The following is a 16,980-nucleotide window of genomic DNA, read 5'->3' on the forward strand; positions in this document are numbered from 1 at the left end:
ACTATGGTCGGCATAGGGAGTGATCAGACTTGCCCCTGCAACCTCATGGTTACTGGCGGGGCGGGATTCATTGGGAGCAACTTCGTGCGTTGGGTCGGCCAGCACCATCCCAACACAAGGATTGTGGTCTTTGACGCCCTTACTTATGCGGCCATTCCTGGTAGCCTTCCCGATACGGGTCCAAATGGCCCTTTTCTGGTCAAGGGCGATATCTGCGATCCTGGAGCCGTAGAGAGGGCTATCAGCGAATACGGAATCGATACCGTCGTTCACTTTGCAGCCGAGTCCCATAACGACAACGCCATTCAATCTCCCGATCCCTTCATCAAAACCAACATCCAGGGCACCTATATCCTTCTTCAAGCTGTTCGTCGACATGATTTGCGCTTTCACCATATTTCTACGGATGAAGTCTATGGCGATTTAGATTTTGGTGACTCCAGGCGTTTCGACGAATCAAGTCCTTACAGGCCTTCCAGTCCATACTCGGCTAGCAAAGCAGCTTCGGACCATCTAGTCAGGGCCTGGTGGCGTACCTATGGGACTCGGGTGACTATCTCCAACTGTTCTAATAACTATGGACCGCGCCAGCATGTGGAGAAGTTCATTCCCCGTCAGATCACCAATATTCTCGCAGGGATTCGTCCCCGCCTCTATGGCGAAGGGCGGGAGTCCCGTGATTGGATTCACGTTCAGGACAACTGTGAAGCTATTTGGACCATTCTGACCCGGGGGATATTGGGATCCACCTATCTGATAAGTGCGGATAACGAATACAGCAATCGGGAGGTTCTAGCCATGATCCTAGAGGAGATGGGACAGGAACCTGATGCCTTCGACAGAGTACCTAACAGGCCGGGGGTGGATCGGCGTTATGCCTTGGATTCCAGCCGAATCCAGTCGGAATTGGGTTGGAGGCCTCGACACCATGATTTTCGGCACGGGCTCAGGGATACGATCGATTGGTACGCCTCGCATCAGGATTGGTGGAGGCTCGCCAAAGAAAAAACTGAGCGTCGCTACAAGATCCAGGGGCACTGAATGTAGCTTGCTGCTTTGTTTCTGAGACAAGGTCGAGACTAGTGTATATTCTTAATAAGTTACTGGGTGGCTGTCCTGACTTTGGACAGCCAGATCTGGTAATCTGCTACACCCTCCTGTCACGGAAGGTCCGTGACCTGTAAGTCCAAAGGAGGTGGGTGATGTCTGCGCACAAGTATGAATTGATGTTCATTGCCGATCCGGCCATGGATGAGCGCTCGCTGAAGAAGCTGACCGACCAGTATCTCGAGGTGGTCACCAAGGAAGGCGGCTCCGTCGACAACATCGATGTCTGGGGCCGTCGCAAGCTGGCCTATGAGATCGACAAGCACAAGGAAGGCAACTATGTGGTGGTCGAGTACACATGCGAGCCTGCCGCCAGCGCTGAGCTCGATCGTGTGCTCAATCTGAACGAGTCCGTCATCCGCACCAAGATTCTTCGCAAGGATGACAAGTAAGCAAACAGCAAAAGGACCTCGAAGCGTCGGCTGACATCCAGTCCTCGCGGCGAAAGTTCAAGGGTGCGGGATTCGCCCCAGTAGGCCCATTCCCAAGTCCTCATTCCGAGGAAAGGTCGTGACATGGCGGGAGATACATACATCACCGTGGTGGGTAATCTCACTGCGGATCCGGAGGTGCGTACGACCTCCAACGGAGGCACGGTGGCCAACCTGACCATCGCGTCCACGCCTAGGCAGTTCAACAGGAACTCGGGGCAGTGGGAGGACGGCGACTCGCTCTTCATGCGTTGCTCGGCCTGGGATTCCACCTACAGTCCCATGGCCTCCAACATTCAGGCCAGCCTGACCAAGGGCATGAGGGTGATCGCCCAGGGTCGTCTGGTGCAGCGCTCCTATCAGGATCGTGAGGGCAACAACCGCACGGTTGTGGAGCTGCGTCTGGACGAGATCGGACCTGCACTGACACGGAACACCGCTCAGGTCACCAGGAACGCTAACACCGGTGGCGGAGGATCTCGCGGTGGTTTCGCTGGATCCAACAACGGCGGCTACCAGGGCGGGGCATCCTACCAGGGCGGCGCCGGCGCGGCATCGGCCCCTATGGGTCGTCAGCAGCCAGCGCAGAACCAGCAGGCCCCAGCCCAGGATCCCTGGTCATCGACCGGATCCGGCGATTCCTTCGGATCTTTCGGGTCCACCGGCGAGTTTGGTGGTTCTGGAGACGATCCCGAATTCTGAAGTTTCATAGCATCATCAGTCATTTTTAAGGAGTACCAATGTCACGTAAAAGGCCGCAACCGCCGGTCAAGCCCTTCAAGAAGAAGCCGAATCCTCTGAGGGCTGCCAAGATTCATACCATTGATTACAAGGACGTGGCTCTGCTGCGCAAGTTCATCTCGGACCGGGGCAAGATCCGTTCCCGCCGCATCACCGGCGTCACCGTCCAGGAGCAGCGCGAGATCTCCAAGGCTATCAAGAACGCCCGCGAGATGGCCCTGCTGCCTTACGCCACCAACGGTCGCTGAGGGAGGTCAGGATTATGGCAAAGGAAACCAAGGTTATTCTGACCGATACCGTGACCGATCTGGGTCATAAGGGCGACGTTGTCGGGGTCAAGCCCGGCTATGCGCGCAACTTCCTGATCCCCCAGGGACTGGCTTTCGCCTGGTCCAAGGGCGCTGCTGCACAGATCGAATCCCTGCAGAGGGCACGTCGTGCCAAGTCCATGGCCACCCGTGAGGATGCCGTGGCTGCCAAGGCTGCCATCGATGGACAGACCGTCGAGATCGCAGCCAAGGTGTCTGATTCGGGCAAACTCTTCGGCGGCATCTCCAATGATGCCATCGCCCAGGCACTTCGCCCCTTGGCCGATGTGGATCCCCGCGCTATTTCTGTGGAGACCATCAAGACCACCGGCGAGTTCCCGGCCACCGTTACCCTGCACCCCGAGATCTCGGCCGCTTTCACGGTCAAGGTAGTCGCCGAGTAGCAAATCTGACCTATCCCATAACGATCCTTTTGCAATAAGGATCTGGGCTTAAGCATGAGGCCTTCCCGCAGCGCATATATGTGCGGGAAGGCCTCCTTACGCGTTACAGAGGATTGTTCGCCTAAAAATTGCCGCCATTCCAGCCCCAGTCAGTGGTGGCCGTATAGCGGATGTAGGTGCGGTTCTTGGGGATGGACAGCTCAGATTCCAGCGTGTCCATGATGGTCTTGGTCAAGCTTTCCCAGGCGGACTTGGGTACGTCGCTGCCGAAGACGTTGACCTCGACATAGGCTGCAGGCTTGCTGTCGTCACCGCCGAAATAGATGGGCATGTCCGACTCGAAGGGGCACATGAGCCAGCCCTCGGACTTGCCGGGGACAGCGGTGATGGCCTCGCCGTAGGCGGTCTTGATCCGTTCGCGCTGTTCGGCGGTGATGGGCGTGCTTACATGGGTATGGATAACGGGCATGGTGCTTCCTTTCCGGTTCGTCCGGCGTGACCAATCAGGATGACTCGGTCCGCTTGGCGGATGGACGACTATTCCTGTCCCATAGTAGCCTTGACCGGACAGGCGGGCTCAGCGCCAGCCGAAGGGCCGATGACGCAGGGACCAGGCCCCCAGACGGTGGGCCACCGAACGCGGGTCGACCGGCTTGCCGGGGGCGGGAGCATCCAGCAGCCACTTGCGGATCAGGAAGTTCCAGATGGCCACCACCACGGTGGCTGTGATCTTGGCGATGTTGGCGTAGAGCAGGTAACGGGCGTGCATGGTGGTGATGGCGTCCGGCGGCAGCATGGCAGTGCCCATCCACAGGATCACCTCATTGATCCCCAGGCCGATCACCGAGGAGACCAGAAAGACCGCCATCTCCATCCACCGGGCCATGTCCTCCCTATGCTTGAAGACGTAACGCATGCTGGCCAGATAGTTGAAGACCAGGGAGATCAGGAAGGAGATGGCCCCAGCCAGGACATTGTTCAGGTGTGGCCCCATGATCAGCAGGTTCATGATGCCGATGTCGATCAGGAAGGCGATGACGCCCACGATGCCGAACTTGAGCAGCTGTCCGATTAATCTACGCACGATAGCCCATTCAATCATTCCTGCTGTGCTCGCGGGGTAGCGGGAGCCGCTTGTGCGCAAAAGCCTTACGTTGCGCCCTCAGGCGGGCAGCTCGGTCAGAATGGGTTCCTCGGTGCTGTTTCGGATTTGACGGAACCCTACAAAGGCGATGGCCAGCGAGGTCAGGGCCAGAGCAGTGACCACCCCGAACCCGCCTTGGGATCCGTAACGGTCGATGAACTGCCCGGCCACAGCCGAACCCGCCGAGGATCCGATCGAATTCATGGCGCTCAGCCAAGCCATGCCTTCGGTGAAGCGGATGGGCGGCACCAAGTGGAGCATGAGCTGGTTGCCGTTGATCCAGGTGGGTGCCTGGCAGACGCCGATGATCAGGTAGATGATCATGATGGTCCACAGATTCCTGGCGAACATGAAGGTTCCGATGCCCAGGTTGACCACCAGCAGGCAGAAGTAGAAACGCTTCCAGAGGGGGATGGTCCAGTTCTTGGCCCCGTAAAGCAGGGCGCCGACCAGAGAGCTGAAGGAGAAGCAGGCGAAGACGAATCCGGTCATCTGCTTCATCCCCTGTTCGGTGGCGAAGGCGATGATAGAGATGGATGCGGCGCTCTGGAAGGCTCCCAGGCCGAACCAAGTGGCGCAGACGGCAATCATGCCGGCGCTCCAGAAGGCCCCGCTGCGGCTGTTCCCACCCTCCTGGTCCCGCAGACGAGCCACCTGTTGAGCCTGATGCTCCCGGTACTCCTTGCGGGTGATGCCCTGGGCGCGGGCCATGTCCGTCTGCGAAGGCGGTTCGGTTTCTCGACAGGAGAGGAACATGAAGGCCCCCACCAGCACACAGATCCCGGTAAAGGAGAAGGCCAATACGCCTGAAATGACCGCCAGGATGGAGGCCAGTGGGTTGCCGATCACCCACATGGCCTCGTCGAAGACCCCTGACAGGGACAGGGCCTGATTAGTGGCTCGGTGGTCGCCGCGCAGCAGATGCGTCCACCGACTACGGCTCATGGCTCCCCAGGGCGGAATGGCCGCCATGAACGGGGTGACCAGGTAGAGCACCCAGGTGGGGGCGTGGGCGGTGATGGCTGTGATCAGGATCGTGGCGGCCACGATCCAGACCAGAACCGTGGGAATGGAGACCTGTCGCTGGCCGAACTTGTCGACCATCTTTCCCAGCATGGGGCTGACTAGGGCCAGTGCCACGGCTTGGATGGCGGTCAGGGCTCCGGCCAAGGAGTAGCTGCCGTAGTAGTGCTGCACCGAGATGGTGATGGTCATGCCCACCATGGGGAAGGGCATGGAGGCGATAACCGACCCCACTGCGAACCGTGCCGTGTGAGGCAGTCGCAGGAGCGCCGAGTATCCCCCGAAGACCCTGTGACCGGCTTCGACCAGAGCCGCTTTCAATTGCCGTGGCATGGGTTGTTCACCTCGCATTCCTTGAGTGTTTTTGCAGTCCCGAAGCATGTTTTCTCCAGAACCTTCCAGATGCATGAAAGGGATGTGGGGCTGCTGGGGGACTGCTACAGTGGTAACCATATCGGCGCCTGATGGGTGCCATTGGGATAGTGATAATTCTACCCCCCGCCATGGTCTCTTATCGGGTCTGCCGGGGAGCTTGGGAGGTGGGTCGTGCCTGCGACGACCATTCATTTCGTCCGTCATGGCCAGGTGGATAATCCCGATCATATTCTCTATGAGCGATTGCCGGGATTCCATTTGTCCGCCAGAGGCAGGGCCATGGTCGAGGCGACGGCCCGTTTTATGGCCGAGGCTCCTGGCATGCGTGATCTGGAAGCCGTTTACTCCTCTCCGCTGGACAGGACCAGGGAGACCACAGCCATCCTGCTTGAGCAGATCAACCCAGCTCGTGTCCAGCACGGTTTGAAACCATTGGAGCCTGTCTACGACCGTCGTCTGATCGAGGCCGGCAACGAATTCCGCGGCAAGCGTATCGGCCGCGGGCAGGGGGCCCTCTGGCGGCCCTCCAACCTGCGGCTGATCCTGGACCTGCGCCGACCCAGCTGGGGGGAGTCCTATCGGCAGATCGCCCGGCGAGTGGGGGATTTCGTCCGGCAGGTGGTCCGTAGCCATCCTGATGCGCAGATCCTGGCTGTCTCGCATGAGTCGCCCATCTGGTCCTACCGTCATCTTTTGGAGACCGGCCACCCCGAGCACAACATGTTCCTTCGAGCCACCGCTCTGGCCTCGGTGACCTCCATCACCCTGGATTGTGACACCGGCAAAGTGCTGGGAATCACCTACGCGGACCCGGCGGCAGGCGTGTGAAGACCGCTTGCACGGCCTAGGATGGCTGAGGATACTGTCGTGGATGACTGTCCGAGAACCCGATGAAGGAGCGTGATGATCATGGTGGATGTAGAGGGAAGCCTGGAGGCCATAGCCGGGCGGCCCGCCGTGGCCCAGGCGGCTGAACAGGGGGCCAGGCTGGTGGATCTCTGGCCCTTGACGGATGCCAAGCACCTGGCCAACGACGCCAAGTATGCGGAGGACCTGCAGGTGCGCATCAGCATGGTGCTGGCGCAGTTGATGACGGGAGAGGATGTGACCATCCCCGACGCTGAATACGTCTATGAGGGCGCTGAGGACATTCCTGGTCGTCCCCAGGATCTGGTGGACGCCCTCATGGCGGCCAACGATGCCATCGAGGCTGCTGCACAGGCGCAGGAAGACCGGTCCAAGATGCTTGCGGATTTGGCTGAAACCTTGGGCAGCGGCTGGGACCAGGATCGGCAGCAGGATGTAGCCGCCGGCGTGGCCAAGGCCGAGCAGTCCTTGAATGACCAGAGCACATCCCCCAAATCTCTGCAGGACACGGAGGGAGTGGCCCGGGCCCTGGCCACCAGCCTGGCGATTTGTCGTGATCTGCTTCGGCGTGCAGGCGCTGACCCTGATCACGCTGCGGCCGCTGCGCCAATACTGGTCTATGTCAATGAGCTCAATGAGCGGCTGGGCATTCCCCGGGCTTTCCTGTCCGGCGAGGATGTCGTCCAGGCGCTGGGATTATTGGATGATCCGGAGGCTTTCGCAGACCTGCTGGCTCCTCTGGCAGGTGCCGAGTGGGACCATCATCGTCAGGAGGTGCTCTGGGATCCCGAGGAGGCCAAGCGCAAGGCCAAGGAAGATGACGAGCGCAAGAGCCGCGAAGCCCTGCAGGCCAAGTTCGCCCATGTGCCCGAGGATCCCAACAAGCCTCCTGTGGAGCTCTGAGACCTTCTGCCCTTCGCCTTGCTATCGTCCAAGGCGAAGGGCTGGCTGGACTCAGCGATCGAAACGGGCTCCTCGTGGATCGCTGGGTCGGGCCAGCAGAATGATCCCGGCGACGGTTCCGGCGATCATGATCAATGCGCCCAAGCCAAGCAGGGAGAGCGAGGATCCCGGATGCCCGTCAATAATAGCCACGATGGCGAAGACCAGAGGGATGGCGCCCACCAGCTCGCTTGCAAAGGGCAGGAGTATCCAGTAGCCGGACATGTTGGTGTCGTGAAGCCGCCGTATGCCTACAGCCAGATTGGGTATGAAAAGTCCAAGGGTGACCAGGAGGGACAGAATCCGTCCCACAAAGATGGATCCTGAGGTGATGATCGAGATCGCAAGGTCGATGAAAAAGATCATTAGAACAACCCACCAGAATTCCCCGCGGGAGGCCCTCCCGGAGAAGACGGAATATTTGACGAAGAAACGCTTGCAAGCGTTTACGAAGTCAATGCCGTACCAGGGTGCGTTCAGTGGCGGCTCGCCGTTGAATCCGGCATCCGCATAGGGGTAGGCCGTATACTGCGGGACCTGGGGGCCGGGTTGGTAGCTGGCCTGTGGCCAACCCGCGGGCGATTGATAAGGGTTGCCCGGCGCATAGCCAGTCGGAGGGGTTGCGCCATTGGGCTGACCATTGGCCTGGCCGGGATTCGGACCTTGACCATAGGGTGCCTGCTGCTGCCCGTAGTACTGCTGACCATAGGGCTGTTGCTGGTTGTAGCCTGGCTGTTGACCCTGCGGCTGTTGACCGTATGGCTGCCCTTGGTACGGCTGTTCCCGGCGGTAATCGTCGGCAGGTCTTTGGGCTTCGCTGATCGGATGGTACACGTCGCTCTGATCCGAAGCTGCCGGCGCATGGCCGGATTGTCCTGGCTGAGGCTGATTCAGGTAGGCTGCGGGCCCTGAGCCGGTTCCGTCTGCGTGGTCATTCTGGGGCCAGCCTTTGGCCGAACCTTGGTCATTGGGGGTCTGGTTCCCGTTGTTCGTATCATCTGGATGGCTCATGGATGTCGTCCCTCTCATCTTCTATTGATATTCCTGAATCTGACTTTTCCGTATGTTCCTATTATGGCAGGCCGGTTCTTCCGCTTGATAGCCATGAATAGTGCAGGGGATGGGGGACTCTTCACTCGTCGTCCGGATTGACCATATGATCATCGCCGGCATCACCCAGCAGCAGCCGTTCGGTCAGGGTGATCAGGGCCAGCAGGACGGCGGTCAGCAGGATGATGACCAAGGTGGCCGAAAAGATCAGCGGTGTTCTGAAGGAATTGAAGGCAGACTGCAGCCATATGCCCAGGCCGTTTCTGGCGCCCAGATACTCTGATGTGGCCGCTGTGGCGAAGACATAGGCGGCGCTGATGCGCAAGCCGCCGAAGATCTGCCCGGCGGCCACCCGAAGCTTGACGTGCCAGAGGGTCCAGGTCCGAGTTGCCCCGCAGTTCAGCGCCACGTCCTGGTAGAAACGGGGCACGGACTTGAGGCCCCGGTAGGTCTGGACCACGATGGGAAAGAGGGCGAAGACGGCCACGATGACTACCTTGCCCAGTGGCTCGAATCCGAACCAGATCACGAACAGGGGGGCGATGGTGATCAGCGGGATCATCTGGGCGCCGGCGATCAGGGGGTAGAGGGCATCATGCAGAGTGCGCCAGCTGTAGAGTGCCAGGCCGATCACTATTCCCAGGACCGAGGCCAGCAGGAAGCCCAGCAGACCCTCAAGGGCGGTGATGGCGGTGGCGGGTAGCAGATCCTCTCGGGACTGCACTGTGGCAACCAGGATTCGACTGGGCGCCGGTAGGGCCTGTTCGCTGACTCCTCCCAGGCGGGCTGCCAGCTCCCAGATGATCAAGAGCGCCAGCAGAGTGAGGGTCGGAGGCAGCGCCCGGGTTCTGCTCTGCTTGCGTACCTTCATCGCCCGGCTGCTTCCCGAACGTAGCGATCGGTCCACAGGTCAGTGGCCTGAGGGGCTTTATTGGGATCACCCTTCTTGGCGCCCTTGTAGGTGCCCGCCTTGAACTGGAAGTCCAGATAGTCCTGGGCATCCTTGACATTGATCAGCCCGCTGATGCTCTTTTGGTCCGGGCTGTCGACCCAGTACCCCTCCTTGACGATGCTCTCCATGGAGCGCTTGGCCAGGGTCGGGTCGATGGCTGATCCCTTGGTCTCCTTGACCAGGATGTCCGCCGCCTGGTCGGGATGGCTCAGGGCGTAGTCGTATCCCTTCAGACAGGCCTTGACGAATGCCGTCAGGGCGTGACGGTGACCGGCCTGCTGCAGCCAGGAATTCTTGACCACGAAGCCCAGCTGGTCGGGGTTGCCGGGCACTCCCCAGTCGGCCTGGGTGAAGCAGTGCAGAGCCGGGCCCTTGAGCTCGCTCTCCACTCCCTCCCAATTGGCGTAGAAACCGGCGAAGTCGCCCTTGCCGCTGGTCAGGGTGGCGAAGGTGTTGGTGCCGCTGGTCACCCGCTTGAAGTCGCCCTTGCCGCCTGCATAACGGATCATCTGCTTGACTACAGCTGTCTGCTCAGCCGAGCCGAAGCTGACGAAGGTCTTGCCGTCGAAGTCCTTGGGGGTCTGGATGTCGGTGCGCGAGGCCAGCGAGCACCAGCGCGCCACGGAATGCTGGCCTATGTTGAAGACCTGCCGCAGGTCGGCTCCCTGGGAGTTGAAGGTGGCCAGGTTGCTCAGCTTGGAGAAGCCCACGTCGGCGACCCCGTTCTGGACGGAGGTCTCGGCTCCTGCCTGGGCCGTCGGCAGGATGGTCAGCTTCAGACCGGCCTTGTCGAAGTAGCCCAGGTGCCGGGCCACGTAGATGCCCACATGATTGGTGTTGGGCGTCCAATCCAGCATGAAGGACAGTTTGGAGCCGTCATCGGCCTTGTCGTCTGCCCCCTTGGCCCCGCAGGCTGCGCTCGTGGCTGCCATGCAGAGCGCAGCTGTTAGGGCGAGCGCCCGCACGATCAGGTTGTGGCCGGGAACTCTCCTGAAGCCACTGTTCCTCGACATGCTCATCACTGTCACCTTGCCTCTCCGGCACCCCTGGTGCCCATCCGCATCGGGGCCGCTACGGGAAGGTGAGGAGCCCGCGCGACGATCCGGTACGGTCTTGACCGATGGAATTCTGCGATATGTGCCACGGCTGCTGCCACCAGCCGCGCGAACAAGACCACTCTAGTCCAAGCCAGCCGATCCTGCCTCGCCGTGATGAAAGGTTGCATCATATGCCTCTATACTGGGAACTCACGAGAGGTTCGTGCGGGCCGGCCGCTGTCGGTCTCGTCCGGAGCAAGACAACCGATCTCGGTAGGGGTCGACGGAGGGTTCCCATGTCGGTGACCATCAGTGATGTGGCCAAGCAGGCGGGCATGTCCGTATCCACGGTCTCCCAGGCGCTCAACGACAAGGGGCGCATTTCGCCGCCCACCAAGGACAGGGTTCGCAGGGCGGCCATGGAGCTGGGCTATATCCCCGACAGCCGCGCCCGTTCCATGCGTTCCTCGCGCACGCATGCCGTTGGCCTGCTGGTCCCCGACATCCGCAACCCTTATTTCTCCGAGCTGGTCTATGCCGTCCAGGACCAGCTCTACTCGGCAGGCTATGCGCCCCTGATCGGCGTGTCCTCTTGCCAGGCCAGCAGGCAGGAGGACTATTACCGCATCCTTCTGTCTCGGCATATGGACGGCGTTTTGGTCGTGCCTGACGGGCCCACCTCACCCATGTTGCGCACCATGTTGGCAAGGGAATTCCCCGTGGTCTTCGTGGATCGTCCGGACCGGACCCTGCCCGGTGTCCCTTTGGTGGATTCCGATCCCGTGCCTGGCATGGAGGCCGCCCTGGACGCTCTGGTAACAAGAGGAAGCAGACGAGTGGCCTTTGTCCCGGGCCCGGAGAGCCGCTCCTATACTTTTCGCGAGCGTGAGCAGGCTTTTCTGGACTGCGTAGATGTCCGTCAGGGGCTGACAGGATTGGTGGTCCGCCAGGGGTTTGAGGATCGTCCCCGGGCGGCTGCGACCATGCACGGCCTGCTTCGCCAAGGGGTTGACGCTGTCATCTTCGGATACTCGGCTGATGCCATCAAGGCCGTCGCCATGGAGTGGGACGGCGATCTGCGCTCGCGCGTGCCCATGGTCTCCTTCGACGACTTGGAGGTTTTTCAACTGATCAGCCCCCAGGTGTCGGTCATTTCCCAGCAGGTGGATCGCATGGGCCGTCAGGGCGTTGATATGCTCCTGTCCATGATCGAGCCGGGGCGGCAGGCTCCGGAGGGCATGGGCGTGGATCGCCGTCTGCGCACTCAAACACTCTTCGTGCCAAGGGGTCTGTTGGCTTAGTAATCTCTTGCGTTCATACGTTCTCTTCTGGTCGTTTATAAAAACCTGACTGTTTGGATATTGTCGGACCGTGCCGTGTCGGGGGGGGGGGGTAGCTTTTTGCCCTGTGAACCAAAAGGGTTCACGACTCCACGGGATCGAGTGATCTGAAGCAGAGTCACTCTTACGCGGATGGGCGGTGTCGCCCGGGTGCGTTGAAGCACCATCAACCTTATAAGGAGATTTGCAATGAAGTGGCTCTTGGACTACTTGGGTATGTCTCGAAAACAGTTTGGTATTTTCATAGTCATTACCTTATCCACCTGTATCTATTGGTTTTCCAGCATCAAGAGTGTAATTTACGAACCCTTTCGCCAAGCTCTGGGAGTTTCTAATGCCCAGCTTGGATTTTTGCTGGGTCTCATAGGTTTCGTGCAGATATTCGGTTACGCCCTGCTTGGTTGGTTGCAGGATCTGCTGCCTATCCGCAAGCTCATCGCCGTGGATCTATGGGGTTATGGAATATTCGCCCTCATTCTGGGCCTAGTGCCCCATCTGCCATACTGGTTCCTGGTACTGGCTTTCGCGGCCTTCGGCTTTTTCGGCGATGCCATCTATTGGCCAACCATTCAGAAGTCGACTAAGAGTTTGGCCACGGAACGGACGCAGGCTGCCGCTTTCAGTACTCAGGAGTGTATCCGTTCCGCCATCGGACTGGTGCTTAATGCCTGCACCTTAGGATTGTTCACACTCGGCGGTTCGCAGATCTTCGGTGCTCGCATCGCTATGTGCACCTACCCGGTTTGCATGATGCTCTTCTCTTTTGTCGTGCTTCGGTTTATCCCGAAGGACTTCCTGCATGAACAGGCTGGCACAGTCAAGGGCAAGGCCCCCAAAAGCAACGGGGCTGCGATGGTCTTGCAGGCTATGAAACTGCCAATTGTGTGGACTACCGGCTTCGGTGCTGCTGCCACTTATTTGATCTATGTGGCTGCCAACACTTACTTCCTTCCTTTCGTCCAGGCTTCATTCAAACTATCTGATGCAGCTGCTGGTCTTTTCGGCATAGTCAATTCCGGACTTATGGGTCTGATTGCAGCGGCTTTGTCCGGTGTGTTAGCCACAAAGAGGTTTAAGACAACTCCCCAGTGGATGGCGCTGCTCTATGTCATTGTTTGCGTCATCAGCATATTGGTCATCTTTACGCCCCGGAGCTCGGCATGGATGATCCCCGTGGTTGTCCTCTGCTGCCTCGTGACTTTCATCTGTGTGGCTTTGCGCGCCGTTTACTATGCACCAATAGGTGAGTACGGGGTAGATTCAGAGATCTCGGCCACGGCCATGTCCATTGCATCCTTCATCGGGTATTGCCCGTCGTTCTTTGCTTACATGCTATTTGGAGCCATTATCGACAATTTCGATACCCAAAAGGCATACAACCTGATCTTTGGCATGCTGGCGATCTTCAGTATTTTGGGGATTCTGGTCTGCATGGTCGGCAACAGGGTCATACTTCGCAAACGCCATGCCGAGTCGCATGACGTCTCTGCCCAAGCATGAATATTTACATCCATCACAAAGGAGTATGAGCAATTATGAAATTTGAACATCTAGGGACAGCTGCAGCCGAAAGAATCCCTGGCATTTTCTGCATGTGTGATCTGTGTAAGCAGGCCAGACGCATTGGAGGCAAGGAAATTCGTACCCAGTCCCAGGCTTTGGTCGACGATGCACTCCTGCTAGATTTCCCTGGTGATACTTATTGCCATTTTATTAATAATGAAAACTTTGATCTGCCGGCAATTACTCAGCTCTTCATCACTCATTGGCACTCTGATCATTTTTATGGTGAGGATCTGGCTTATCGCATGGATTCGTATGCTGACGACAATCCCACCCATATGGATGTCTATGGCTCTGAAACCGTCAAAGGCTTTTACGAGCGGGCTTTCTTCCTGGAGGAGCATTACGATTACGACAAGTTGACATATCACGCTCTTCATCCTGGTGACAGTGTCACTGTGACGGCTGGGAATGGCAGGACATACACGGTATACGCTTTTGAAGCCAAGCATGGCCATCATTTCGGCGATTGTCTCTTCTACGGGCTGACAGACGGTCAAGTGGGGCTGCTGTATGCGCATGATACGGCCTACTTCTACGAATCAACCTGGAAGGATCTGGCCAAAGCTGGGCTAAAATATGACTACGTTTCCTTGGATTGCACTCATGGGTTGACTGATTTCAGTTCCGACGTCCACATGAACTTTTCTGACAATCTGCGAGTCAGAGATCGCATGGTGAAGATGGGACTGGCCGATTCGCACACTATGTTCGTGTGCAACCATTTCTCTCATCACGGCAATGCCAGTTATGAACATATGCAGGAGGCCGCTGTCAGAGAGGGGTTTGTCAGCTCTTATGACGGAATGGTGACGAACATCCAACCTCAAGCAGTGTAAGCGTTAGGTTTTGCAGGCGGCGCTGGCCATTTTGGACAGGGCCGCCTTTCTATGTCTGCACCCATGGAAGCTGGGGTGGAGACGATGGACGCCTTGTAGCGAGGCCTCGACAAAAGAAGTACATACCGTGCGGAGTGTCGGGCGGCTGTGTCGTCTCTGTCAATGACCTCTACTGACCTTTCGGCCATTTGCCGCCCTTGTCCAGACCCTGCTATTTGTGATGCAGTTCACAAAACACGGAAATTACTACATGTAGGCTACGAATCATCCTCAGGCACTACATATGGTGGTCACGGCGTGATAGAGTGAGTCTTGTCAGCAAAGAATGACATCCATGTGATTCGCCGTTCCCAGCATGGAATTTGGGAACGCCAAAGCAACTGCACATGAGTAACCGTATGAATCGTATGAGGAGTGACGATGGATACTGAGGTCATGACCGATAGCGTGAAGGAGCGTGGCATTTCGGATCGCGATGCTGTCGATGGCATTCTGGTCGAGAAGCGCGACGGCCGGATCGTCGATTTTGATCCCGTCAACATCATGAACGCCATCGAAGCCGCCTTCAAGGATGTCAAGCACGAGGTCAGCCCTGAGGATCGCCAGCAGATCCGGGACATGGCCCTGACCGTCCAGTCTGAGATCACCGATCGCTACACCAATCCGGTCAAGATCGAGGACATCCAGACCCTGGTCGAGCATGCCCTGGTCAATGCCCATCTTTACGAGATCGCTCGCTCCTATACTTCCTACCGTCTCGACCGCGACATTCAGCGGGCTAAAGCCACCGATGTCAATGAGGCTGTCCACCGCCTGACCAGCAAGGACGAGACTCTGGTGCGCGAGAACGCCAACAAGGACGCCAACGTCTACGCCACCCAGCGTGACCTGCTGGCCGGCGCGGTCTCCAAGGCTTCAGCCTTCGCCATGCTGCCCAAGGATGTCTCCAACGCCCACATGAAGGGCGACATCCACTTCCATGACGCGGACTATTCGCCCTTTACGGCCGAGACCAACTGCTCCCTGCCTGACTTCGGCGACATGCTGGCCCACGGCTTCGAGCTGGGCAACGCCATGATGGACTCGCCCAAGTCCATCGGTACGGCCGCCACGCAGATCACCCAGATCATCAAGGACATCGCCGGCTCCCAGTACGGCGGGCAGACCGTCAACCGCTGCGATGAGATGCTGGACAAGTACGCGCGTCTGGACTACAAGAAGAACTATTCCATGGCTGAGGCCGTCCTGCCGGACGAGGAGCCCATCGATGTGGCCAAGGATGTCGTCCGCGGCCTCAAGGCTCGGGAGGCTGACTGGCTCCACCTGGATGATCGTGCTCCCATCGGCGAGGATGCCCCCTTCGACCTGGACGCTCCGCAGATTGTTCGGCTGCGTCAGGTCTATGCCAAGATCCTGACCCGCAAGAACATCTACGATGCCATGCAGACCATGGAGTACCAGATCAACTCCAACCGTGTCTCCAACGGGCAGACCCCCTTCGTCACTGTGGGCTTCGGCCTGGGCACCTCCTGGTTCGCCAGGGAAATCCAGCGGGCTATCTTCCTGATCCGCATCCGTGGACTGGGCAAGGATCGCCATACCGCCATCTTCCCCAAGCTGGTCTTCACCATCAAGCACGGTCTGAACGCGGACGAGGGCGATCCCAACTACGACATGAAGCAGCTGGCTCTGGAATGCTCGACCAAGCGCATGTACCCTGACGTGGTCTTCTACGAGAACCTGGTCAAGATCACCGGCTCCTTCAAGGCCCCCATGGGTTGCCGCTCCTTCCTGCAGGCCTGGACCAACCCCGAGACGGGCGAGGACGAGGAGGACGGCCGCATGAACCTGGGTGTCGTCACCGTCAACATCCCTCGGATCGCGCTTGAGTCCCGCGGCGACAAGGATCGCTTCTGGAAGATCTTCGACCAACGCATGGAGGTGGCCCATCACGCTCTGCAGTTCCGCATCATGCGCTGCAAGCAGGCCACGCCCATCAACGCCCCAACCCTCTACCAATACGGCGCCTTCGGCAGGCTGAAGCCGACTGACAGCGTGGACACCCTCTTCCGCAACAGCCGCTCCACTGTTTCCTTGGGCTACATCGGTCTCTATGAGGCCACCAGCGTCTTCTACGGCAAGGACTGGATGAAGGACCACTCCTGGGATCCGGAAGGCAAGGAATTCGCCCTGAGCATCGTGCGCCGGATGAATCAGCTCTGCAAGCAGTGGGAGAAGGCCGAGGGATACCACTACTCGGTCTACTCCACTCCGGCCGAGTCGCTGACCGACCGCTTCGCCCGGATGGACAAGGAGAAGTTCGGCGTAGTCGACGGCGTGACCGACCACGACTTCTACACCAACAGCTTCCACTACCCGGTCTGGCTGCGGCCCACGCCCATGGAAAAGCTCAGCTACGAGCGAGACTTCCCCTACCTGGCCTCGGGCGGGTTCATCAACTACTGCGAGTTCCCCTCCATGCAGCAGAACCCCAAGGCCTTGGAGGCGGTCTGGGACTACGCCTACGACATCGGCATCGGCTACCTGGGCACCAACACGCCCATCGACCATTGCTTCGTCTGCGGCTATGAGGGCGACTTCGAGCCTACCGAGGAGGGCTTCAAGTGCCCCGAGTGCGGCAACGACGACCCTGACAAGTGCAACGTGACCAAGCGCACCTGCGGCTACCTGGGCAACCCCGTCCAGCGGCCCATGGTTCACGGCAGGCACGAGGAGATCGCCCACCGCGTCAAGCACATGGAGGGCGAGACCGGCCACGTGGTCCTCAAGGACGGATCCACCAAGGAGTGGTTCGACGACAAGGCCGAATAGGCTCTGACAAGACGCAGTACATGGC

The 16,980-nt window shown here is 58.9% G+C and carries 17 protein-coding genes; 11 read left to right on the plus strand and 6 right to left on the minus strand.

Annotation, left to right across the window (positions count from 1 at the left end; genetic code table 11):
* The first annotated feature begins 3 nt into the window (after nt 1–3).
* The 5 genes from rfbB to rplI all read left to right on the plus strand — a co-directional run bounded on the left by rfbB (nt 4) and on the right by rplI (nt 2,991).
* The gene (gene rfbB / locus AC0AII_RS04945) at nt 4–1,041 is read left to right on the plus strand and encodes a dTDP-glucose 4,6-dehydratase (RefSeq protein ID WP_490446457.1); all 1,038 of its coding nucleotides are present in this window, start codon (nt 4–6) and stop codon (nt 1,039–1,041) included.
* Between the two features lie 161 nt (nt 1,042–1,202).
* Complete coding sequence (gene rpsF, locus AC0AII_RS04950; RefSeq protein WP_024627581.1) at nt 1,203–1,499, plus strand: 30S ribosomal protein S6; 297 nt, start codon at nt 1,203–1,205, stop codon at nt 1,497–1,499.
* 123 nt (nt 1,500–1,622) lie between these two features.
* Nucleotides 1,623–2,240 carry a single-stranded DNA-binding protein gene (locus tag AC0AII_RS04955; protein WP_490446345.1) on the plus strand — a complete coding sequence of 206 codons (618 nt, stop codon included), beginning with the start codon at nt 1,623–1,625 and terminating at the stop codon, nt 2,238–2,240.
* A gap of 38 nt (nt 2,241–2,278) precedes the next feature.
* Nucleotides 2,279–2,527 (plus strand): 30S ribosomal protein S18, encoded by a 249-nt coding sequence (gene rpsR, locus AC0AII_RS04960; RefSeq protein WP_015021310.1) that lies wholly within the window; start codon nt 2,279–2,281, stop codon nt 2,525–2,527.
* A 14-nt stretch (nt 2,528–2,541) separates the two neighbouring features.
* A complete protein-coding gene (gene rplI / locus AC0AII_RS04965; protein WP_490446346.1) occupies nt 2,542–2,991 on the plus strand; it encodes a 50S ribosomal protein L9 in 450 nt (149 codons plus the stop codon).
* 121 nt (nt 2,992–3,112) lie between these two features.
* On the opposite strand, the gene AC0AII_RS04970 is transcribed toward rplI, so the two are convergent.
* The 3 genes from AC0AII_RS04970 to AC0AII_RS04980 form a co-directional block, all read right to left on the minus strand.
* A complete protein-coding gene (locus AC0AII_RS04970) occupies nt 3,113–3,460 on the minus strand; it encodes a phenylpyruvate tautomerase MIF-related protein (protein ID WP_463316465.1) in 348 nt (115 codons plus the stop codon).
* A 108-nt stretch (nt 3,461–3,568) separates the two neighbouring features.
* Entirely contained in the window at nt 3,569–4,075 is a 507-nt protein-coding gene (locus tag AC0AII_RS04975) for a GtrA family protein (RefSeq protein ID WP_313841674.1), read from the minus strand.
* 78 nt (nt 4,076–4,153) lie between these two features.
* The gene (locus tag AC0AII_RS04980) at nt 4,154–5,491 is read right to left on the minus strand and encodes an MFS transporter (protein WP_490446347.1); all 1,338 of its coding nucleotides are present in this window, start codon (nt 5,489–5,491) and stop codon (nt 4,154–4,156) included.
* 213 nt (nt 5,492–5,704) lie between these two features.
* Between AC0AII_RS04980 and AC0AII_RS04985 the strand changes: the two genes are divergently transcribed.
* Together AC0AII_RS04985 and AC0AII_RS04990 are read left to right on the plus strand one after the other, a co-directional pair.
* Nucleotides 5,705–6,361, plus strand: a complete 657-nt coding sequence (locus AC0AII_RS04985; protein ID WP_463318588.1) for a histidine phosphatase family protein — start codon at nt 5,705–5,707, stop codon at nt 6,359–6,361.
* A gap of 81 nt (nt 6,362–6,442) precedes the next feature.
* Complete coding sequence (locus AC0AII_RS04990) at nt 6,443–7,303, plus strand: hypothetical protein (RefSeq protein WP_490446348.1); 861 nt, start codon at nt 6,443–6,445, stop codon at nt 7,301–7,303.
* A gap of 51 nt (nt 7,304–7,354) precedes the next feature.
* Here the strand turns inward: AC0AII_RS04990 and AC0AII_RS04995 are convergent, their stop codons facing one another.
* The 3 genes from AC0AII_RS04995 to AC0AII_RS05005 form a co-directional block, all read right to left on the minus strand.
* Nucleotides 7,355–8,353, minus strand: coding sequence for a DUF805 domain-containing protein (locus AC0AII_RS04995; protein WP_490446349.1), 999 nt, complete (start codon nt 8,351–8,353; stop codon nt 7,355–7,357).
* Nucleotides 8,354–8,474: 121 nt separating this feature from the next.
* The gene (locus AC0AII_RS05000; RefSeq protein WP_490446350.1) at nt 8,475–9,263 is read right to left on the minus strand and encodes an ABC transporter permease; all 789 of its coding nucleotides are present in this window, start codon (nt 9,261–9,263) and stop codon (nt 8,475–8,477) included.
* Entirely contained in the window at nt 9,260–10,363 is a 1,104-nt protein-coding gene (locus AC0AII_RS05005; protein WP_490446351.1) for an ABC transporter substrate-binding protein, read from the minus strand. The genes AC0AII_RS05000 and AC0AII_RS05005 overlap by 4 nt, the downstream gene beginning before the upstream one ends.
* A gap of 314 nt (nt 10,364–10,677) precedes the next feature.
* Between AC0AII_RS05005 and AC0AII_RS05010 the strand changes: the two genes are divergently transcribed.
* From AC0AII_RS05010 to nrdD, 4 genes are all read left to right on the plus strand, one after another.
* Nucleotides 10,678–11,682: a LacI family DNA-binding transcriptional regulator gene (locus AC0AII_RS05010; RefSeq protein ID WP_490446352.1), complete on the plus strand. Its 1,005-nt coding sequence runs from the start codon at nt 10,678–10,680 to the stop codon at nt 11,680–11,682.
* Between the two features lie 228 nt (nt 11,683–11,910).
* Complete coding sequence (locus AC0AII_RS05015) at nt 11,911–13,221, plus strand: MFS transporter (protein WP_101431898.1); 1,311 nt, start codon at nt 11,911–11,913, stop codon at nt 13,219–13,221.
* 35 nt (nt 13,222–13,256) lie between these two features.
* Nucleotides 13,257–14,123 carry an MBL fold metallo-hydrolase gene (locus AC0AII_RS05020; protein ID WP_463318592.1) on the plus strand — a complete coding sequence of 289 codons (867 nt, stop codon included), beginning with the start codon at nt 13,257–13,259 and terminating at the stop codon, nt 14,121–14,123.
* A 435-nt stretch (nt 14,124–14,558) separates the two neighbouring features.
* Nucleotides 14,559–16,955, plus strand: a complete 2,397-nt coding sequence (gene nrdD, locus AC0AII_RS05025) for an anaerobic ribonucleoside-triphosphate reductase (protein ID WP_101431959.1) — start codon at nt 14,559–14,561, stop codon at nt 16,953–16,955.
* Nucleotides 16,956–16,980 lie beyond the last annotated feature (25 nt).

This window comes from Bifidobacterium sp. VU/mBH4 (B4), assembly GCF_058199535.1.

Excerpts from the sequence above, each read along its gene's own strand:
- rfbB (WP_490446457.1), top strand. The coding sequence starts at position 4 with ATGGTCGGCATAGGGAGTGATCAGACTTGCCCCTGCAACCTCATGGTT.
- rpsF (WP_024627581.1), top strand. The coding sequence starts at position 1,203 with ATGTCTGCGCACAAGTATGAATTGATGTTCATTGCCGATCCGGCCATG.
- AC0AII_RS04955 (WP_490446345.1), top strand. The coding sequence starts at position 1,623 with ATGGCGGGAGATACATACATCACCGTGGTGGGTAATCTCACTGCGGAT.
- rpsR (WP_015021310.1), top strand. The coding sequence starts at position 2,279 with ATGTCACGTAAAAGGCCGCAACCGCCGGTCAAGCCCTTCAAGAAGAAG.
- rplI (WP_490446346.1), top strand. The coding sequence starts at position 2,542 with ATGGCAAAGGAAACCAAGGTTATTCTGACCGATACCGTGACCGATCTG.
- AC0AII_RS04970 (WP_463316465.1), bottom strand. The coding sequence starts at position 3,460 with ATGCCCGTTATCCATACCCATGTAAGCACGCCCATCACCGCCGAACAG.
- AC0AII_RS04980 (WP_490446347.1), bottom strand. The coding sequence starts at position 5,491 with ATGCCACGGCAATTGAAAGCGGCTCTGGTCGAAGCCGGTCACAGGGTC.
- AC0AII_RS04990 (WP_490446348.1), top strand. The coding sequence starts at position 6,443 with ATGGTGGATGTAGAGGGAAGCCTGGAGGCCATAGCCGGGCGGCCCGCC.
- AC0AII_RS04995 (WP_490446349.1), bottom strand. The coding sequence starts at position 8,353 with ATGAGCCATCCAGATGATACGAACAACGGGAACCAGACCCCCAATGAC.
- AC0AII_RS05000 (WP_490446350.1), bottom strand. The coding sequence starts at position 9,263 with ATGAAGGTACGCAAGCAGAGCAGAACCCGGGCGCTGCCTCCGACCCTC.
- AC0AII_RS05005 (WP_490446351.1), bottom strand. The coding sequence starts at position 10,363 with ATGAGCATGTCGAGGAACAGTGGCTTCAGGAGAGTTCCCGGCCACAAC.
- AC0AII_RS05010 (WP_490446352.1), top strand. The coding sequence starts at position 10,678 with ATGTCGGTGACCATCAGTGATGTGGCCAAGCAGGCGGGCATGTCCGTA.
- AC0AII_RS05015 (WP_101431898.1), top strand. The coding sequence starts at position 11,911 with ATGAAGTGGCTCTTGGACTACTTGGGTATGTCTCGAAAACAGTTTGGT.
- AC0AII_RS05020 (WP_463318592.1), top strand. The coding sequence starts at position 13,257 with ATGAAATTTGAACATCTAGGGACAGCTGCAGCCGAAAGAATCCCTGGC.
- nrdD (WP_101431959.1), top strand. The coding sequence starts at position 14,559 with ATGACCGATAGCGTGAAGGAGCGTGGCATTTCGGATCGCGATGCTGTC.